The sequence below is a fragment of the Shimia sp. genome (genome assembly GCF_039969785.1).
Classification (GTDB): Bacteria; Pseudomonadota; Alphaproteobacteria; order Rhodobacterales; family Rhodobacteraceae; genus Shimia.
Genome location: NZ_JBDVNC010000019.1, coordinates 1 through 19,916, shown reverse-complemented (window position 1 = coordinate 19,916; position 19,916 = coordinate 1). Strand labels below are relative to the sequence as shown.

Here is a 19,916-nt window from a genome sequence, read left to right as displayed (position 1 = left end):
CCACGAACGGCACCTTTACTCACGTGCCAATTTCAAGCTTAACCGCGCCGCCGCTCTCTCCGAGTGGCGTCAACTTTGTTCGGCATAGGTTGCTGTTTTTACCGGTAAACTGAGACTGGTTCGAATTAGTCTGACACCACCGGGCGGACCACTTCAGAGGGGGAGGCTCAGATGCATGTAAATCTGCGAAAGGGACAAGGAAACCCGTTTCCAATCCGCGTGCGCCCCTGTCGAGGAAGGTAAGGTCAATCTGCCTTCAGAGTCGTCCTGGTTGCCCGGATTCAAACGCGAACTGCAATCATTCCCGCGCGGTCGGTACGACGATCAGGTCGACAGTTTCAGCCAGTTCCTGAATTGGTCCAAAGGAAAGGGGTTCTATCGTGCGCTTGACCGAGACCACCGGTCAACATCGCGCGTCGCGAGAAAAGGGGCGCGCGTCCGAGGCGGCAATAATGTCGACGGTTCGTTGGTTTGTCTCCGCTCTACCAAATCAGATGAAGGCGAAGGTAACACCCATCTTTTGAGCAATGGCAGTTGGTCCGAGGCCCTCTGCGGCAAGCGTTGCTATCTTTTCTCGGTCGATCCGCCTTTTGGAACCACGGTTCGAATGCACGTTCCTCCGCTCAGAGGCCAGTTCGCATTAGTCTGACAGCACCCTTCGCACGAATGTCTGGTTCTTTTAACGTTTCAAAATGCCCATCAAGACTAATCGTAGTTTTGGCATTGGTATTGCCTCCAAACATGAGTGAACTGCCGGGCCACTCAACGCTTCGGTTTTCCGCATCCACTTGCCGCCGATAGTGGCATGTCGTTGGAATAATTCGGAAGTTTGCGTGGGGTCAGATAACTGGATTCATGGTACAATATTACGACCAAAGTATTATTGACAGAACAAATCAACTTGAAGGGGGGGATACCCAATGTTTTCTAACAAGCTTTCATCCTTCACTGCGGTGTCGGTCATTGTTGCCACTTCGGTGTTGGCGACCGGTGTACATGCCCAAGCGACGGCAGACGGTCGCACCGGCCCACTTGTTTTTAACGACGAAGTTCTCAATCAGTCTCTAACCGCGATGAATGACTTCCTTCAGGCGCGCTACGTTAGCGAAGATATGATTGCCTCTTTGTCTGCTCCCGCGGAACCGAACTTCAATCGCACAGTCGCGACCGTGGTCAGCGTTCCCGAGTACCGCTCTGGCGTCAGCTTGGGCGAGTTCCTCGGCCAGATCAATGGCGGGGAGGCACTTGATATGCACCTCGCTGCATTCAACGACGACATTGTCCAGCGCGAGATACCTCTGTTCGAAAGGATTGCCTTCACTTCGGGTGGTACAAATTTCGACATGCGCGAGGCTGGTGGCCTGCCGATGGTAGCGGGTGACCAACTTGCCTTCGGTCCCAAAGTGTCAGACGGAGTAACTCTCCAAAACAATTTGGACATCCTGAGCGATAATATGCGGCAGCACGCTGCGCGTGTTGACGAGTTGTCTGGAAACGGGAACGTCATCACTGGCTCAGACTTCAACCTCTACACTGCCTCACTCAAGCTCTTCTGAGTTGGCTGTATCGACGGTATTGTCAGACAAAACCGGCTTGAGCCGGGCAGGGCGGTTTCTTAGCGTCTGGCCATGACCAAACCTGACCCGTTCCGATATTTCAAAACGAGCCCGGAGATCATTCGCCTGGCCGTGATGTTGTACGTCCGGTTTCCTCTGTCCCTTCGTAATGTGGAAGATTTGCTCCATGAACGGGGCATTGATGTCAGCCATGAGGCCGTGAGATACTGGTGGTATCGGTTTGGTCCGATCTTTGCCGCGGAGATCCGAAAACGGCGTATTACTAGCATGAAATCGAGCAAGTGGCGCTGGCATCTGGACGAGATGTTCGTGAAGATCAACGGGGAACAGCACTATCTCTGGCGGGCCGTCGATCATGAAGGCGAAATCCTAGAAAGCTTCGTCACGAAGGCACGTGATAAGAAGGCTGCGTTGAAATTCTTAAAGAAAGCAATGCGTAAGCACGGCAGTCCTGACGTGATCGTGACGGACGGGTTGGCATCGTATGGCGCTGCTTTGAAGGAGATTGGCGCTGCAGGCAGACAGGAAACTGGTCGCTGGTTGAACAACAGGGCCGAGAACTCGCATCTGCCGTTTCGTCGACGAGAGCGGGCGATGGCACTGTCAGAAGAAAACTTGTTGAGGCGGGCAGGGCGAGCAATTAGCGTCGCGGGATGACAAAACGCAGCCCCTTTCGTTACTTCAAGACGAGCCCCGAGATCATCCGCCTAGCCGTGATGATGTATGTCCGTTTCCCGTTATCGCTTCGAAATGTCGAAGACCTGCTTCACGAGCGGGGCATCGATATCAGTCATGAGACGGTTCGGTTTTGGTGGAATAGGTTCGGCCCGATGTTCGCAGCCGAAATTCGTAAGAAACGGATCCAGCAGATGCACGCCCACTCAAATTGGCAATGGCACTTGGACGAAGTCTTCGTGAAGATCAATGGTGAGACGCACTACCTCTGGCGTGCAGTTGATCACGAAGGCGAAGTGCTTGAAAACTATGTGACGAAGCGCCGTAACCGTAAAGCGGCATTGAAATTTCTCAGAAAAACCATGAAGCGCTTTGGCCCGCCACATGTCATCGTAACCGATCTGTTGCGGTCCTACGGCGCCGCGATGAAGGTCATCGGCAATGCAGATCGCCAGGAGACAGGTCGCTGGCTGAACAATCGGGCCGAGAATTCACACTTGCCGTTTCGAAGGCGTGAACGGGCTATGCTGCGCTTCCGACGAAGGCGAACGTTGCAGAAATTCGTCGCCGTTCACGCCTCCGTCCACAACCATTTCAACCAGGAACGTCACCTTTACTCACGTGCCAATTTCAAGACCAACCGAAGCGCCGCTCTCTCCGAGTGGCGTCAACTTTGTTCAGCATAGGTTCCGGCCTTTGGCGGTAAACTGAGACTGGTTCGAATTGGTCTGACAGCACCGAGAGGCAAGAACGTCACCCACAAGGAAATGCGACATGCATCCGCCAGTTCCGCAATAGAGGGACACGGCGGACGAGCAGGCAAACGACGCCTCGTTCAGTACCCAGTCAGGTCTCAGATCCCCGTCCAGATCCACACGTGCAACAGCGCCCCACTCCAATGCGAATTCACCATTCTCAAAATCAGAGCAGGATTGTTGCGCCTGCTTGACCTTTTCTTGAAGCTGAGCCGGGAGCTCAGACATCTCTGAAGCACTGGTAGACTGCGGCAATGTTAAAGCTGTCGTGAGCAACGCGCAGGAAAGCATCCTGACAATCCAAACAAGGCTGGATGCAGCGTTCGATGCTTTGATCAGTTGCATTGATCGTACTGATAATCGCCGAACTCAAGCCAGTTTGCACTCTGGTTCCGGAAGATCAGAAACTCACCCCGATCCTCCGCCAATAAGGCAACCACGAAGTCCTTCACCGGTTCAGAGTTGCCGAAATAGCTGTAGGAGGTCATCGCCCGCTGGGTTTCTCCGTTCACGGTGACGCGCGCGTCCCATTCATCGCTCGCGTCATCGAGGATCACGAACTCGATTTGGCGTTTGATCCCACCGCCGCCGCAATAGACAACACCTTCTGGTGCCTCCATCGGCGCGGAGGTTTGGTCCAATGCACTACATTCGGCCCGGAGCGACTGGATAGCTGCCCCTGATCCTTTAAGATCAAAAATACCGTAGCTGACGTCTTGATCTACCATCGAGAGGTTCAGGGTGGCGTTTGCGGCAATCTGGTCGAGGACGAACGCATAATCCGCCTCGTCGCTGAACTGGATCTCCACAGGATAATTGTCGACAATCTGGACGAACGAGTTTTCGCGTCCCATCTGAAAAGCAGCGACTTCTTGCGATCCGTTTACCAGAAAACGAAAGGAAACGCCGTTTTTTTGTACAATATCCTGCGAATCCTCATACCCGGCTGGAGCGAACCTGATCCTGTCGCACTGCAACTCCAAGGACATGTCATTTGTCTGAATAGTGGCATTCGGGTACGGTGGCCCACTGTAGGTCCAGTCCGCCAATGCCGCGCTTGCAACAAGGATGCCGCCGAATGGTGCCAGTATTGCTGCATTCAGTATGTTGCGCATCAGAGTGTTCTCCCGTTTGTGTTCAATAGCTATTTTCGTTGTTCATACAGTGTATGTGCGGTTAAGCCTCCTGATGAAACAAGATCAATTTGGCCCATGCCGCCGATGCCTTCACTGATTCGCTTGCACCACGAAGTGTATCCATGAACTCGTCACACTGAGCCTTGGAACCAACGATCTTCTGATCGTCTGTCAAACTGGCCTGCCCAGTCGCATCCAGAGCGGCCTTGGTCAGCACTTCTTCGACTTGCTCCGCGGTCATGATGCCAAGCTCTTCTGCTGGCTCTGTCAGAAGAAACCCGCTTGAGCTGGGCAGGGCGGTTTCGTAGCTTCGCCCGATGACCAAACGCTCCCCATTCCGCTACTTCAAAACGAGCCCGGAGATCATTCGCCTGGCCGTGATGTTGTACGTCCGGTTTCCTCTGTCCCTTCGTAATGTGGAAGATTTGCTCCATGAACGGGGCGTTGATGTCAGCCATGAAGCCGTCAGATATTGGTGGCATCGGTTCGGGCCGATGTTTGCTTCCGAGATCCGTAAACGCCGGATCGAAAGTATGAAATCCAGTCGCTGGCGCTGGCACCTGGACGAGATGTTCGTGAAGATCAACGGGGAACAGCACTATCTCTGGCGGGCCGTCGATCATGAAGGCGAAATCCTGGAAAGCTTCGTCACGAAGACACGTGATAAGAAGGCTGCGTTGAAATTCTTAAAGAAAGCAATGCGTAAGCACGGCAGTCCTGACGTGATCGTGACGGACGGGTTGGCATCGTATGGCGCTGCTTTGAAGGAGATTGGCGCTACAGGCAGACAGGAAACTGGTCGCTGGTTGAACAACAGGGCCGAGAACTCGCATCTGCCGTTTCGACGACGAGAGCGGGCGATGCTTCGGTTCAGACGGATGCGAAGTTTGCAGAAATTCGCCGCCGTTCACGCTTCCGTCTACAATCACTTTAATCAGGAACGCAGCCTTTCAACGAGACCAAATTTCAAGCTCAACCGCGCCGCCGCTCTGGCTGAGTGGCGCGGTCTTGGCGCGAGTTAATGGACAGTGTCACTGTCCTTGTAGAGACTGGTTCGAATTAGTCTGGCAGCACCATTGTAGTGGGGTCGACGTTCGGTGTTTGCACCACAGATTGCCAATTTGGGAAATTAGACATGGTCTGACGCTACTGGCCGGAAAGACTCGGCACGCGCGAGATGCCACCTTTCCAAGTAGCCGAATCCATCTTCTACCCCATCTACTAGAAAGCCATTTGGCAAATATGGATACACTTGTTGACCAGTTACCATATCACGAGCCGACTCGCGCATTAACAAGTGATGGGGTAGAAATTGAACAGGATGCTCTAGGCCTGCGGCCGCGGTAATTTCTGCCAGAGCCTTAAGAGTGTTCTCGTGAAATTTGGCAACCCTTTCAGACTTGGCCGGCACAGCAAGAGCGCGCTGCCGCAGCTTGTCCTGCGTTGCAACACCAACCGGACACTGGTTTGTATGGCACGCCTGCGCCTGTATACACCCAATTGCAAACATGAACCCGCGAGCCGAGTTTGCCCAATCAGCTCCTAGTGCGAGGACTTTCGCTATATCAAAAGCAGTTACGAGCTTGCCAGATGCACCGATTTTTACCTCATCGCGCAGTCCGGCACCTCTTAACGTGTTGTGGGCAAACGTGAGGCCTTCGACAAGTGGCATTCCCACATGGTTTGCAAGCTCGAGCGGCGCAGCTCCAGTGCCTCCCTCTTTTCCATCAATCACGATGAAGTCTGGTGTAATGCCAGTACTCAACATTGCCTTTACAATGCACATAAACTCCCGACGATGACCTATGCAAAGCTTGAAACCGACTGGTTTTCCAACAGACAAGCCACGAAGTTGCCCAATGAAATCCATCAGTTCGACGGGCGTCGAAAAAGCACTGTGTCTCGCGGGTGAGTTGCAGTCTTTTCCCATTGGAATTCCCCGGGCCTCTGCAATTTCAGGTGTAATTTTGGCAGCTGGCAGTACCCCTCCATGCCCAGGCTTCGCACCTTGGCTGAGTTTGACTTCAATCATTTTTACTTCCGGAATGTTTGTTTGAGCGACGAATTTTTCGGGGTCAAACTTCCCTTCCGCAGTACAACAACCAAAATACCCGGAGCCGACTTGATAGACCAGATCTCCTCCACCTTGACGATGGTAACGACTAATGCCCCCTTCTCCGGTATCATGGTAGAAACCACCCGCCTTAGCGCCGATATTTAGTGCAAGTATTGCGTTTGGAGACAAGGCGCCAAAGCTCATGGCAGATATATTGTATACTGAAGCACTGTAGGGCTGTTGACAATGTGGGCCGCCAATCTCTATTCGAAAATTCGAGTCTTGAATGTCCGTAGGAGCAACAGAATGCGTGGTCCACTCATATCCTGGATCGTACACTCTTTGGCGCGTACCAAAGGGGCGCTTATCCTCGTGACCTTTCGATCTTTGATAAACTAAAGATCGTTTTTCTCTTGAAAAGGGTTCTTCATCATGGTCGCTTTCTATCAAATATTGTCGTATTTCGGGGCGAATGCCTTCAAACAAGAACCTCATATTCCCAATTATTGGGTAGTTTCTAAGAATTGAGTGTGAGCTTTGTGTTAAATCGTAAATACCCATGATTGAAAGTGCGCCAAAGACACAAGCTAACGCCAAGGACCACTGCACCCAGAATGATCCAATTAAGAAAACCAACGTGAGGGCTACTGCAGCCGCGAAAACATAATATCTGCCAAGAGATTTAATTTTGCTCATTATTGTCACTTTCAATTGACACTCTCATTGACTGAAGGCCGTTGTGCCATCGCTTACTTGTGGGAGTTTTTGCGAGACTGGCGGTTGAACAGATTTACGTCTACGTCCTCAGTTCTTTGCTTCACAGGAAACTCTAACAGGTTGCTGACATAGACTTCGTGCTGAAAAGTTATTGTTTCGGATGTGTGAACGTACTTTCCGATTGGACTTTCGGGCGATCGCTTGTAGGGCTTCGGATCGTGGCCCTCGGCCTCATACTGCCAGAAACGAGGGGTGCATAGCTAGGTTTGGCATCGCAAACAGCGGTAGCTGTTCAAGAAACAACCACGTGAACATTCCGCATCGAATATCCCACGCTGCGTCAGGTCGGCGGTCGCAGTGGCCCTCGGATCATCCGCATCGCGACTGCCATCGCATGACGACGGATGTGCTTGTGTTCGTCGATGCCGCTCAACGACACATCGAGCCACTCCTCGACGGCTTTCTCCGTGATCGGCATTTTTTGTGCGGCTAATCCCAGCACGGCTTCGACGGCTGCAGTGTAGCCTGCCTTTGCTTCAGCCTCGTCATCCCAGTTGAACATCCCCGTTCTTCCCTTTCAATAAGCTGCGTCCAGACGACCTTAGCGCACGACTCGTCTGGCGTCACGAAGTTGACACTGCTCACGATTATGTGACATCGTTTGGACAACATACAAGAGGTCAGGGGGGGGGCTGAAAATAGAATTATTACAACAAGTTATACCCGCATTGGGTTTGTTCGGGCTTCTAGTCGGCACAACCGTCCTTTTGGTGAGGGTCGCGACCGTCTATGTTTCGGGAAGAGTTCATCGTGTTCGCGCATCAATAGAACTCGTAGTCTTCCTATCGATTTTTTATTTGCTGATCGAAACCGCGCTTGGGTTTCTTGGAGCAGGGCACCTTGTTGAGCCGATAGAGAGAGCGGTTCTTGCGGCAACTGCTATTTGCGTGGCTTTCATTTTGAACAGCATGGTTCGTGTAGTTCTCTGGGATGGTCTGCTCTCGGATCACGGGAAGAGGAAGGTCCCGCTTATAGTGACCGAAGGCGTCGGGATTGCGATGTACTTGGCCACCATTTTGTTGGTTATGCATTTTGTATACGATGAGCCGGTTGGAGGTCTGCTTGCGACATCGGGCGTAACCGCCTTAATTCTCGGTTTCGCAGCGCAGTCGACACTCAAGGAGGTTTTCTCTGGTGTCGCCTTGAACGCCACCCAGGCATTGCGCATCGGTGACTATGTCGAGATTGATGGAATTTACGGCCAGGTCTTCGAGATCAACTGGCGTTCAATCGCTGTAAGGAATCCGCATACGGATTCGCTCTACATCTTCCCAAACAGCGGTGTCGCTGATCGAACTATTCTGAACTTCAGCGAACCGACAGGGCGATTCAAATACTTCGTTCACTTCACAGTCGAGCTTTCCGCACCTCCGGAACTCGTCATCCGCGCCATAGCCAAAGAACTTGAACGCTCACGGTTTGTGCGCCGCGACCCCAAGCCAGACTTTAATTTGCTTGGGTACAGCAAGGAAGGGATCGAAATCCGTCTGCGCTATTTCTTCGATGGCGACGACCCTTGGTGGGATGCGCAAAACGAAGTCATCATGGCGATTTGGGGCGCCATGAGGAAACACCGTCTTCGAATTGCGATCCATCGCCATTTGCTTGGCTCGGGTGATGAATGGGGCGAACTCGACCAGCGAAAAAAGACAGACTTTGGGATTGATCAGGTCCTCGAGCAGCTCATGGCCTCTGACATATTCTGCGGTTGCGCAAAAGACACCCTGTCGGAACTCGCTGCCTCTGCAAGTGTTCTGTCGCTCAATCCGCCAGGATGTTTTTATGAGCCGGATGACGCTTCAGATGGGCTTTACCTGGTCCTGGAGGGAAATGTTTCCCTCTACAAGCCGTTGCAAGAGGACGCGGGTCACGAGGTCAAGGTTGAAAACTGTACGCGGGGCGTCGTGTTTGGTGTGCAGAGCTTCCTTGTCAAAGAGCCTCGAACATATCTCGCACAGGCAGAGCAATATTCCGTTGTGGCTCATTTCCCGGAAGAGCGAATGCGGCGTTTGCTGACGGACCAGCCAGACCTGGAGGTCAGCCTTCGTGAAGCCTTCAAGGCACGTGCCCGTCAGCGCGAAGAGAATGCAGAGATCGCGCGCCAAGAGTTGATGGCAGCCCTGCATACCGAAAATCGCCGGAAAATCTCGGAAGAATTGCGCCAGAGCGTGGATAATATTCTGGAGCGCCCAGCTTTGCACCACGTCATGAGCCTTCTTTCTTCCAAAGTTCGCCATGAGGATATCCTCACGGCGGCGATGGCGGGTGCGGCGATCATTGCTGCTGCTCGGGGGGATGTTGACGAAGACGAGGAAATGTTTCTCCGGCGCGCTATGGCCGAGGCCGATCTACTCAGGCACATGAACATCGATCACGGCCTCGAGATGTTTCACAGGTTTGTCTTGTACGAAGACGTCTTGAACGCGGACGGTCGGGTTTTTGCCATGCTTGACCGCGCCGTTGAGGTGAAGGGGGGCGCGCAAATCGTTCAGGCGGTTGCCGTTGGGATGACCGGGGTTCACGGAATCCCGACAACAAAGGAATGCGAGGCGCTTGTGGGCATTTCAGCGAGACTGGTGCTTGAATGTCCTAAATGGGCAAGAACCGAGAAGGGGGATCAGAATGGGTGACGCCATAGCGAATTCAGGGTTTGTCTTTACAATCGGTCTGACTGGACACCGTGATATCCATCCCGATGCCGTGGCCGACGTACGCACTTCGCTGCGCAAGGAACTTGAGGCCTTGAAATCACGGTTTGACGCGCTTTCTATCGAACTCGTAACCGGACTTGCCGAGGGCGCAGATATGCTCGCGACGGAGATTGCGTTGGAGATCGGTATGCCCGTGCGCGCTGTCCTTCCGATGCCCCGGCATCTCTATGAGGCTGACTTCACGGGGGCGGCCCGTGAGGATTTCGCGCGACTTGCAGATGACGATAGGGTCGTTTTACAAGAACTGCCGTTACCGGCCGGTAAGACCGACGCAGACTTCTTGGACGAATCTCCCAGAGACGAGCTCTACGCTCGCCTCATGGACTACCTCGTGCGACGTTCGAATGTGCTCATTGCTTTATGGGACGGAGAAGTGACAGGGCTTACCGGTGGCTCCTCTGATGTCGTCGTTCGCTACTTGTCCAGTACAGGGTCGCAATCTGCCAAAGCTCGACCCTATGAGGCAATAGCTGACGCCGAACTGGCCGAAAATCGATCGGATCTGGCCATCTGGATTGAGACACCCAGGCGAGCGGGCGATGTGGCTAAAAACAAGGTGCAAACGCGTTATCTGGTTCAGGCCGGGTCAGCAGGTCTTATGTGCCAACTGCCCGATATCCCCGATTTCGTTTTCGAACGGTGGACCGGGTTCAATGATTACGCGCGTGAATGTAATTCTGAGACTGGTGCCCATTTGCCCGCCTACCCAATCTCGGTTCCGGCAGATCTTGAGATTTCCGAAATTGCTGCGTCCATTGACATGGATTTTGTTCGCGCTGACCAACTTGCCCTGGCAAACCAGCGCCAGTCTGACCGGCTTTTCAAGGTTTTTGGGCTTATGGCGGCGCTTATGGGGCTGGTGTTTCTGCTCTACGCAAAAATAGCAGCGCTGAAAATTTTCCTTGTCGCATATGTGGGTTTATTCGGCGCCGGGTTTGTTCTTTTTGCAATCGGTGCAAGACGCGGTTGGTTCGGTCGCCACCTGGTATTCCGGGCATTGGCCGAGGCGCTCCGCATTCGCTTTTTCCTGGTGCTTTCTGGAAGCAGCGGGGCGGTCTCGACACGGCGCCTGTTGCGACTTACGAGCATCGAACATTTCAAGGGTTTTGGCTGGATCGGCGACGCGATCCGTTGCTCGGAACCGTTGACTTATGAAAGCAGCGTATCTGCACAAGAGCGTGTGGCGGCCACATCGGAAAGATGGGTCAAGGACCAAGCGGCCTATTTTTCGCGCAAGCGCCGTCAGCTCCACCATGAACACGAGCGGCTCGAAAAGGTGAAAAAGTTCCTTTTCCTGGCCGCATTTCTGGGCGCAGCGTCATTGCTGTTCTTCAAAACGACCCTTTACGGATTTCACGTAGGGGATCTGGATGGCAAGACCATCGTTGTCTTCCTGATGGGGCTTTTGCCGCTGTGGCTGGCGGTCTGGGAAATCTACCAAACCAAAATGGCGACGCGCGAACTGCTCTGGCAGTATACCAACCAGGGAAAGCTCTTTGAGCTCGCTGAAAAAAGATTGGCGGCAATTTCAGATCCTGCCCATTCACAAGACGTGATTTCTGATTTGGCGGAACGCTCGCTCATGGACGTGGTTCAGTGGAGCACGCATCGCTACCACCGTGAACATGAACCTCCGTCGGCCGGATGATGAAAAAAGGCCAGGATAACAGCGACTTCAAAGCGCAACTTTCAAAGTTGCGCCATGATATTCGTACTCCGGTCGGCCACATCATCGGATACGCCGAGATGATCGAAGAAGACCTTTCTCCTGAGCTTTTGAAGACCTTTTCCGGAGACCTGCAAGCAATCCAGAATGCGGGTCACAAGATGTTGGCCTTGGTCGAGGACTTCTTTGGCGCGACGACGGCCTCGTTCGATGACATCAATGTCTCGGATGCCGAGTTCAGCTTCCGGGTGCAACTCAACCACATCACTGGATACGGAGAGATTCTTTTTGAAGAGGCGACGGAACTTGGCGACGACGAACTGATTTCAGACCTTCAGCGCATCACAGAAGCTGGTCGGACGACCCTACAGTTAATAGACGCGATCCCCCAAAGGCTGCTGCAAAAGAGCCCGTTCCGAAATGAACCCACAGGGCAAAAAACCAAAGCCCTCGCCGCACGAGGCCCGACACTTGTCACCAGCAAAATCGGTCAAGGTGGAGAGTTGTTGGTCGTCGACGACGATCCTTCCAACCGGGAATTGCTCATGCGGCGGGTCAAGCGCATGGGCTATTCTGCAAGAGCCGTTGCAAGTGGCGAAGAGGCGCTTGCCGCACTTGAACGGGATCGGTTTGACCTTGTTTTGCTCGACTACATGATGCCCGGTTTGTCCGGCCTTGAAACCCTGCAAGAAATGAAGGTCTCTGCGCGATTGCGGACCATCCCGGTAATTATGCTCTCTGCATCAGACGATATCGGGACAATGGTTGACTGCATCTTGCAGGGGGCTGAAGACTATATTTTCAAACCATTCAACCCGATCCTACTCCAGGCGCGGATAAGCGCATGTCTGGAAAAAGTGAGACTTCGGCAAAACATTTCGAGACAGTTCCGAATTTTCATCTCATCGCCGGGAGACGTAATTCCCGAGCGTAGGTTGGCAAAATCAGTCATTGGTCGGCTTAACGAAGAGTTTTTTGGTCGAGCCTATCTGATTCCGATCCTTTGGGAAGAAGAGCCAATGCTGGCCTCTGAAACATTCCAAGCCCAGATCCACCCCCCCAGTGAGACCGAGATCTACGTTGGAATACTCTGGTCACGTATCGGTTCGCCGCTTCCCGACACTATACTTAGACCTGACGGCACCCGCTATGAATCGGGAACCGCCTTCGAGTTTGAAGACGCACTAAGCGGTTTCAAGAGAAGCGGCCTTCCAAACATGCTTCTTTACCGGAAGCAGGGGGCCCCCACACTGTCGCTTGAGGATCGAGACCTCGTCATCGATAGGTTGGACCAGATCGACAAGCTGAACCGATATCTCGATCGTTGGTTGATAGGCGATGACGGCTCCTACATTGGAGCCTTTCACATGTTTGAAACAGAGGACCAACTCGATACGATGCTCGAATTGCATTTGCGAAAACTTGTGGAAGCACAACTCTCAGGCGAGGGGTCGGTGAAATCAGATGCAGACTTGAGCGATCAAAGAGAAGCAAGGTTAGAAAACACGGAGCACGACAAATAATGGCAAAGATCCTGCTGGTTGAAGACAACGAGATGAACCGAGACATGTTGTCCCGGCGGCTCAAGAAAAAGGGTTACGACGTCGTCATGGCGCTGGACGGCCAGCGCGGTGTCGAGATGGCGTCCGAGGAGAGCCCGGATATCATACTGCTTGATATGAGCCTCCCGGTCATGGACGGCTGGGATGCAGCAAAGGTCCTCAAAGCTAGTGAAGCGACCAGTTCAATCCCAATCATCGCCCTTACGGCCCATGCGATGGCGGGTGATCGGGACAAGGCACTCAATGCAGGATGTGATGACTACGATACCAAGCCGGTTGATTTGAAGCGGCTTCTGGAAAAGATCGAAGGTTGGCTAAAAACGTGATGGAAAATGGGCTTGATACAGGCCCTTTGAGGAGCGCCCGGTGATGGAAAACATTGATCTTCTTTGGGTCGTCATCGCCAGTGCCCTGATGTTCTTGATGCAGGCTGGCTTTCTTTGTCTAGAGACGGGAATGACGCGTTCCAAGAACAACATCAACGTCGCCATCAAGAACTTCTGTGACTTCTGTGTTGCCGCATTGGTGTTTTGGATCTTCGGTTTCGGGCTGATGTACGGTCTGAGCTATCGGGGTTGGATCGGGCTGGATTTGTTCGCCCTCAACTTCTCCAAGTCTGTTTCACCTCTCACCGCATTTTTCCTCTATCAGGTTATGTTTTGTGTGACATCGGTAACGATCCTTTCAGGAATTGTTGCAGAGCGGGTGAAGTTTGGGGCCTACCTCTTTGTGGCCATGGTTGTTGCGGGGTTCCTCTATCCTATCGCAGGTCATTGGAGCTGGGCAGGTCGTTGGGGCGCCGACGGATCGGGTTGGCTTGAACAGTTGGGGTTTGTGGATTTTGCCGGATCGACAGTGGTTCATAGTGTCGGGGGCTGGGCGGGTCTCGCACTAGTTTTGATCATTGGCCCTCGTTTGGGGCGTTTCGATAGTGGCCCCGGCAGCCGCCCCCTCACGCCTTCGAATATGCCCACGGCCACACTTGGTGCACTGCTTCTGTTCATAGGCTGGCTTGGATTCAATGGCGGCAGTACGCTGGCACTGGACGAAACCGTACCGTTTATACTTGTCAATACACTGGTGGGTGGTTGCATAGGGGCAATTTCAGCAGGCGGCCTGCGCTACGCAGTCAACCAACGTCTCGACGTGGATCAATTCATCAATGGTGCACTGGGCGGGCTCGTCGCGGTCACCGCAAATTGTTTCGCTGTCTCCACTGGCTCGGCGGCCCTGATTGGTCTCGTCGGAGGAATGATTGTCGTCTTCTTGAGCCAAATCCTCGAGATCCTCGAGATTGACGATGCGGTCGGGGCGATACCGGTGCACTTGGGAGCCGGTATCTGGGGTACTTTGGCGACCGGGCTATACGGCGACCTAGACGTTCTTGGGACAGGTCTTAGCCGATTTGAACAGGTTGCTGTGCAGGGACTTGGCGTGCTCGTGTACGCCGTCTGGACCTTCGGCCTGGCTTTTCTAGTGTTTTCCGTAGGCAATTCGGTCTTTCGTTTTAGGGTGAGCGCGGCAGAAGAAATTGCCGGACTCAACATTTCAGAGCTTGGCACGCAGCACGAAAGCGAATTGCTTTCCACAGCTGAGTGTTCGGGGAAGGCGCTTCACCAATGAAATTCCCAGCCTACACGGAAAATACGTATGCAGATCCAGCGCATGAAAGCTGCCGCGAAATGAGAATGAAAACATGACAAAACTCAGGAGTGTGCAGTCGCATGGATTGAAGATCGGGACAAAGCTGGCGGCCATCAGTATCGCAATTTCCTTGTTCGCTGTCAGTACAGTCGCAATTTTGTCTGGCTACTCATCAAATGAAGCTCTCAGGCGCGAAGCGTTTGAGAGATTGACGGCCGTGCGTGAACTGAAGGCTCAGCAAATTGAGAGTTATTTCTCGCAAGTTCGCGATGAGATGACATTTGCGTCCGAGAGCGGGTCTTTGAAGGACCTTCTTCAACAGCTCAGGCGGGGCCTCGTCGATATCCGAACGCCCAGCGACATCGAAGCTTTCGACACTCGACAGCAACTGACCCAATATTACTTTGAGGAGTTCTTACCCCGATACGAGGCGTCAGTAGGGTCGCAGGCAGACGAAGCTTTCATTGACCTGCTCGTGCCACAGGACCCTCTGACAGTCTTTCTACAGGATCGCTACATTTCGAATCCACGCGCGCTGAGTGATGTGCAATTTGATGGCTTCTTTGGATCGGCGTTCTCGGCCGTGGATCAATATATGAGTGAGTTCAGAAGGCGCTTCGGTTTTTACGACGCGTTTCTTGTTGAGCCTCAAGACGGCCGGATCGTGTATTCGGTGGAACGCGAGATCGATTTTGGAACAAGCCTTTTCAACGGGCCGTTTTCCGATACCAACCTCGCAAGCGCAGTCACTTTGGCGATGAGCGCCAGTCCGGGTGAGGTCATTTTTGCTGACTTTGAGCCGTATATTCCCTCTTTCAGCGCACCTGCGGCCTTTGCGGCTTTGCCCGTATATGACGGATCAACCAGAATTGGTGTTCTTGCGGTACAGCTTCCGCTTAGCGGGATCAATGCGATCATGACATCAAACGAGGCATGGAGCGACGTTGGTCTGGGGCAAAGTGGCGAAACATACCTTGTGGGCAGCGACATGCTCTTGCGCAATCAGTCGAGGTTCCTGATCGAGGATCGGGAAAGGTATTTCGAAATGGTTGCGGATGTCGGTCTTGCGCCTTCAATCATAGACCAAATTGAACGAACCAACAGCTCCATCGGTCTGCAAGAGGTGAACACCGCAGGGACGCGGGCCGCTCTGGAAGGACGAACAGGAACAGAGATCTTTCCCGACTACAGGGACGTCGAAGTCCTTTCATCTTATCGTCCACTGGATTTGCCTGGCCTCGATTGGGTCATCATGAGCGAAATTGATCGCGACGAAGCCCTGAGAGATGCAGACAAGCTTATTGACCGTCTGATCATGGTCGCATCGATCGTTTTGGCAATCGCAATTTATGCATCATATCTTTTCTCGATCTCGCTAACCCGACCGCTGCGATTGCTGTCTGGCAGTGCCGCAAAACTCACTTCGGGTGAGTTGAATACACCCGTAGAAGTCCAGACGCGTGACGAGATTGGCGACTTAGCCCAGAATTTCGAAGCGTTGCGCGTGTCCATGGTCCGGTCACTGAAGGAAGTTGAAAGCCAGAAACTGACCTTGGAAGAGACTGTTTTGGCACGCACCGCCGAGCTCAATGATGCTTCGGCACAGCTGGAGCTTGCGCTATCGAAAATGTCGAACGGTATCTACATGCTCGATAGCGACATGAACTATGTCCTTGCCAACCAACGCTACACTGAAATGTTTGGGATGCCTTCGAGGTTCGTAGAACCGGGCCAACCGGAAGAGGATGTCATTCGCTGGCACGCCGAAAACGGTGAATACGGCACTGGAGACACCGAGCAACTGGTACGTACACGGCTGGAAGCACTTTCCGAAGGTCACTCGTCAACGGTTGTTCTCAGCACCTTGGCTGGCCGAACGATCGAGATACGGACAACGCCAATCAGCGGAGGCGGGCTTGTCGGGGTGGCCACCGACATCACGAAAATCAAGCAAAACGAAGCCGCCCTCCTCGAACAAAATGAAAACCTGAGAGAGATTCAGGCTGAGTTGGAGTTCAGTGAGCAGCGGATATCAAAAATTATCGAGGCGAGCCCGGTCGGCATCCTTTCAATTAACGATAAGGGGACGATTGAGACATTCAGCTCGGCTGCCGAGGGTATTTTTGGTTACTATTCTTCCGAAGTCCTAGGTAAGAACATAAAAATCTTGATGGAGAAAGAGATTGCTCTCGAGCATGATCTATATCTTGAAAGCCGAATACATGGCGCGCCCTCACACGTCGTTGGACAAAGCCGTATCGTCAACGCCATGCGGAAAGATGGAACAATATTCAAACTGGAGGCCCGCGTCGAAGAAGTTCAGGTGGGCAATGAAATTTTTTACATTGGACTTGTTGAGGACATAACGGAACGGCTGGAGCTTGAGCGGCAAGCCGAGGAAGCGCGCCAACAGGCCGAGCGGGCGAATGAAGCGAAGAGTGCCTTCCTTGCGAACATGAGCCACGAACTGCGCACCCCCATGAATGCGATCATTGGCTACTCGGAGATGCTGGCTGAGGACGCCGAAGACGACGGTCTGGATGAAATGCTCAGTGACCTGAACAAGATCACTGCCGCGGGAAAACACCTTCTGTCTTTGATCAACGACGTCCTGGATCTCTCCAAGATTGAAGCAGGAAAAATGGATCTGTTCTTGGAAGATTTCGCAATTAAGGAAGTCGCCAAGGATGTAGCAGATACAGCACTAAGCCTTGTTGAAAAGAACGCGAACGAACTCGTGCTGGATATTGATCAGGACTTGGACACGGTTCGCGGCGATATAACGAAGGTCCGGCAAATTCTTTTCAATCTGATTTCCAATGCCGCAAAGTTCACGAAAGAAGGCGTGATAACTGTTTCTGCAAAAAACGACGCTATCGATAGCATCCCTGCTGTACGGTTCACCGTTGCGGATACAGGCATTGGTATTCCTGAGGACAAGATTGAACATATCTTCTCCGAGTTCTCTCAAGCAGATGAGTCCACAACACGCGATTACGGCGGCACTGGGCTTGGCCTGGCTCTCGTGAAACGGTTTAGCGAAATGATGGGTGGCGAAATCAGAGTTGAAAGCACCGTCGGGCAGGGGTCTAGTTTCATTGTTACGCTTCCGAAGAACGTTGAGAAGCTGCATGCCGGTCTTGAAGTAGAGGCAAGGGTCAGTGGGCCTGCTCTCGACGGTCCTGCATCCGTCTCTGATGCCGATTTTGGTTTGCCAGGGCCATCCGACGAGCCATCCAAACAGAAAACAGTTCTTGTGATTGATGATGAGGCCTCGGCTCGGGAGCTTCTCAAAAGGCGTTTGGAGGCTGAGGGCTGTTCGGTGCTTCTGGCCAAGAACGGCGTCGAGGGTCTGACACTCGCGGCCAGCCACAAACCCGCACTGATCACCTTGGACGTTATGATGCCTGGAATGGACGGATGGACCGTGCTGCGCCGGTTGAAAGCAGACGTCAATCTGAAAGATATTCCGGTCGTAATGGTTTCGATGGTTGGTAACAAGGCAATGAGCTATTCTCTTGGCGCTGTTGAATCGCTGCAAAAACCCGTTGACCGAACCAAACTGTCAGGTCTGGTCAAAAAATTTGCTTCTAACGAAACCAGGTTGGCGCTGGTGGTTGAAGACGACCCCGCCGCACGGGCAACCATGGTGCGCACGCTCGAAAATGAAAACTGGGATGTCCAAGAGGCAGAGAACGGAAAGATTGCGCTGGAGAAGACGCAAACCCAAAAGTTCGAAGTTATCCTGCTTGATCTCATGATGCCGGTCATGGACGGCTTTGAATTTCTTGAGCAGCTTAGATCAAGCGATCATCCCTCAGCCAAAAGCCCGATAGTCATAGTCACGGCGATGGAGCTCAACACAGAAGATCGCCAACGTCTCCAAAGCAATGTTCACGACGTCGTTCAAAAGTCTGGCGATGATGTGGAGGGTGTATTGGAAAAAATTCTCTCGCTGGTTCAAAAATAAAACCCGGAAATCTGGATGAAGTATAAATGGCCAACAAACCTAATCTAGATATTGAAGCGGCGTTATGCGCCCTCAGAAACGGTTCTGTCGACTGGGAGAGTTTCTTGTCGCAGAATTCTGACACATCGTCTGTTCTTGCTGGTGCGGATCTTTCTGGCGCCGACCTATCGGGTCAAAACCTGTCCGGATATGACCTCACCGATGCCGATTTCTTCGAGTCAGACTTGTCATCTACGAACTTGAAACACGCCAATATGGCCAAGGCCGATCTTTCGGGCGCAAATGTGTCGCTGGCCGGACTGTACAAGGCGAAACTCACCTCAGCCACGATGACAGGGGTAAACCTCGAGGGGGCGGACATGACAGAGGCTGACCTGAAGTATGCGGATTTGCGAGAAGCTAACCTTGTTGGCGTGGACCTTACCGGTGCGGACCTTCGCCATGCAAATTTGGCGAAGGCCGACCTTCGTGACGCTTGTCTGGAGCGCGCGAATGTGGCCGGAGCCTCCCTCCGGACCGCTCGATTGGAAGGGGCGAATGTGACGGGAATTGCCTATGGCGGCTTTAAAGACATGAGTGGGTGTTACCAGGGCATTCGGGGGTTGGATTCTGTTTATGGAAATGCGCTTTTTGTGCGCGACGCAAAGGATCAAGATTATATAGACACACTTGAAACCTCGATTTCAGAGATGCCCAAGGGCTTTTCAAAGTCACTTGAGGCCGTCCTTTTCAGGGTCTGGGGGCTCTTTGATCATGGCCGAAGTCTTCTAAAGGTTGGCATTTACGCCCTAATTCTCGCAACCTTTTACGGAGTTATTTACTTATTCGATATGCGTCTAGGGTGGGGGATGATGGATTACTCCAACTCTGCGCAGAGCTGGTTTACGCCTTTCTACGTTTCGTTGGTTACATACACGACGCTGGGGTACGGCGACGTAACAGCGGAGAACGTTTACGGGGAAATTCTCGTCATTAGCGAAGTTGTCTTGGGATATTTTACTCTTGGCCTTCTTCTCTCGATCATCGCGAATACAATTGCCAGAAGAAGCTAACGGTTTTTTTGAAAGCGTGGCGCACTTTGGTATCTATCTTAGTGCGATCTAGTGTCCCTTCTTTTCGTCCATTGCTGTATAATTCTTTCTGGAATTTCGATTTCTGAGGATGCATCGCGCTTACCTGGCGCTCGCAACATGTATTCGAAGTGAACCTCGCCGTCCGCATCTGGTGTCCAAAGTGTGGGCATGTTTTGTTGAATGTCATTGAGAACTGACCCGGTAGCCCCCCAAATTGTCACTGAGAATTGACCCATGTGAACACATGGCCCTGACGTTTTTGTTCAGGGAGATTTGGAGTGATCGACATGGGATTTTTGAGTGTCATTCGACGC

At 52.7% G+C, this 19,916-nt stretch carries 16 protein-coding genes and 1 pseudogene; 12 read left to right on the top strand and 5 right to left on the bottom strand.

What is annotated here, in order from left to right; all coding sequences use genetic code 11:
• The 4 genes and pseudogenes from ABJI08_RS10900 to ABJI08_RS10885 form a co-directional block, all read left to right on the top strand.
• Positions 1 to 88 (top strand): annotated as a pseudogene (locus ABJI08_RS10900) (IS6 family transposase); the annotation flags it as partial.
• An 832-nt stretch (positions 89 to 920) separates the two neighbouring features.
• Entirely contained in the window at positions 921 to 1,556 is a 636-nt protein-coding gene (locus ABJI08_RS10895; RefSeq protein WP_348401867.1) for a hypothetical protein, read from the top strand.
• 72 nt (positions 1,557 to 1,628) lie between these two features.
• Positions 1,629 to 2,234 carry an IS6 family transposase gene (locus ABJI08_RS10890; RefSeq protein WP_348401866.1) on the top strand — a complete coding sequence of 202 codons (606 nt, stop codon included), beginning with the start codon at positions 1,629 to 1,631 and terminating at the stop codon, positions 2,232 to 2,234.
• Positions 2,231 to 2,938, top strand: a complete 708-nt coding sequence (locus ABJI08_RS10885; protein ID WP_348401865.1) for an IS6 family transposase — start codon at positions 2,231 to 2,233, stop codon at positions 2,936 to 2,938. Before ABJI08_RS10890 ends, ABJI08_RS10885 begins: the two co-directional genes overlap by 4 nt.
• On the opposite strand, the gene ABJI08_RS10880 is transcribed toward ABJI08_RS10885, so the two are convergent.
• The 3 genes from ABJI08_RS10880 to ABJI08_RS10870 form a co-directional block, all read right to left on the bottom strand.
• Positions 2,930 to 3,235 (bottom strand): hypothetical protein, encoded by a 306-nt coding sequence (locus ABJI08_RS10880; protein ID WP_348401864.1) that lies wholly within the window; start codon positions 3,233 to 3,235, stop codon positions 2,930 to 2,932. The genes ABJI08_RS10885 and ABJI08_RS10880 overlap by 9 nt on opposite strands.
• Positions 3,236 to 3,342: 107 nt before the next feature.
• A complete protein-coding gene (locus ABJI08_RS10875) occupies positions 3,343 to 4,122 on the bottom strand; it encodes a hypothetical protein (RefSeq protein WP_348401863.1) in 780 nt (259 codons plus the stop codon).
• A gap of 61 nt (positions 4,123 to 4,183) precedes the next feature.
• On the bottom strand, positions 4,184 to 4,384 hold the full coding sequence (locus ABJI08_RS10870; protein ID WP_348401862.1) for a hypothetical protein: 201 nt from the start codon (positions 4,382 to 4,384) through the stop codon (positions 4,184 to 4,186).
• A gap of 76 nt (positions 4,385 to 4,460) precedes the next feature.
• Between ABJI08_RS10870 and ABJI08_RS10865 the strand changes: the two genes are divergently transcribed.
• Positions 4,461 to 5,165, top strand: a complete 705-nt coding sequence (locus ABJI08_RS10865) for an IS6 family transposase (RefSeq protein ID WP_348401861.1) — start codon at positions 4,461 to 4,463, stop codon at positions 5,163 to 5,165.
• A gap of 107 nt (positions 5,166 to 5,272) precedes the next feature.
• On the opposite strand, the gene ABJI08_RS10860 is transcribed toward ABJI08_RS10865, so the two are convergent.
• Positions 5,273 to 6,895: an FMN-binding glutamate synthase family protein gene (locus ABJI08_RS10860; RefSeq protein WP_348401860.1), complete on the bottom strand. Its 1,623-nt coding sequence runs from the start codon at positions 6,893 to 6,895 to the stop codon at positions 5,273 to 5,275.
• Positions 6,896 to 7,256: 361 nt separating this feature from the next.
• Positions 7,257 to 7,478: a hypothetical protein gene (locus ABJI08_RS10855; protein ID WP_348401859.1), complete on the bottom strand. Its 222-nt coding sequence runs from the start codon at positions 7,476 to 7,478 to the stop codon at positions 7,257 to 7,259.
• Between the two features lie 295 nt (positions 7,479 to 7,773).
• Between ABJI08_RS10855 and ABJI08_RS10850 the strand changes: the two genes are divergently transcribed.
• The 7 genes from ABJI08_RS10850 to ABJI08_RS10820 all read left to right on the top strand — a co-directional run bounded on the left by ABJI08_RS10850 (position 7,774) and on the right by ABJI08_RS10820 (position 19,581).
• Positions 7,774 to 9,606 (top strand): mechanosensitive ion channel family protein, encoded by a 1,833-nt coding sequence (locus ABJI08_RS10850; RefSeq protein ID WP_348401858.1) that lies wholly within the window; start codon positions 7,774 to 7,776, stop codon positions 9,604 to 9,606.
• Positions 9,599 to 11,335: a hypothetical protein gene (locus tag ABJI08_RS10845; protein WP_348401857.1), complete on the top strand. Its 1,737-nt coding sequence runs from the start codon at positions 9,599 to 9,601 to the stop codon at positions 11,333 to 11,335. The genes ABJI08_RS10850 and ABJI08_RS10845 overlap by 8 nt, the downstream gene beginning before the upstream one ends.
• Positions 11,335 to 12,876, top strand: coding sequence for a response regulator (locus ABJI08_RS10840; protein WP_348401856.1), 1,542 nt, complete (start codon positions 11,335 to 11,337; stop codon positions 12,874 to 12,876). Before ABJI08_RS10845 ends, ABJI08_RS10840 begins: the two co-directional genes overlap by 1 nt.
• On the top strand, positions 12,876 to 13,241 hold the full coding sequence (locus ABJI08_RS10835) for a response regulator (protein ID WP_348401855.1): 366 nt from the start codon (positions 12,876 to 12,878) through the stop codon (positions 13,239 to 13,241). The genes ABJI08_RS10840 and ABJI08_RS10835 overlap by 1 nt, the downstream gene beginning before the upstream one ends.
• 43 nt (positions 13,242 to 13,284) lie before the next feature.
• The gene (locus ABJI08_RS10830) at positions 13,285 to 14,538 is read left to right on the top strand and encodes an ammonium transporter (protein ID WP_348401854.1); all 1,254 of its coding nucleotides are present in this window, start codon (positions 13,285 to 13,287) and stop codon (positions 14,536 to 14,538) included.
• 73 nt (positions 14,539 to 14,611) lie between these two features.
• Positions 14,612 to 18,529: a response regulator gene (locus tag ABJI08_RS10825; protein WP_348401853.1), complete on the top strand. Its 3,918-nt coding sequence runs from the start codon at positions 14,612 to 14,614 to the stop codon at positions 18,527 to 18,529.
• Between the two features lie 26 nt (positions 18,530 to 18,555).
• Positions 18,556 to 19,581 (top strand): pentapeptide repeat-containing protein, encoded by a 1,026-nt coding sequence (locus ABJI08_RS10820; RefSeq protein WP_348401852.1) that lies wholly within the window; start codon positions 18,556 to 18,558, stop codon positions 19,579 to 19,581.
• The last annotated feature ends 335 nt before the right edge of the window (positions 19,582 to 19,916 follow it).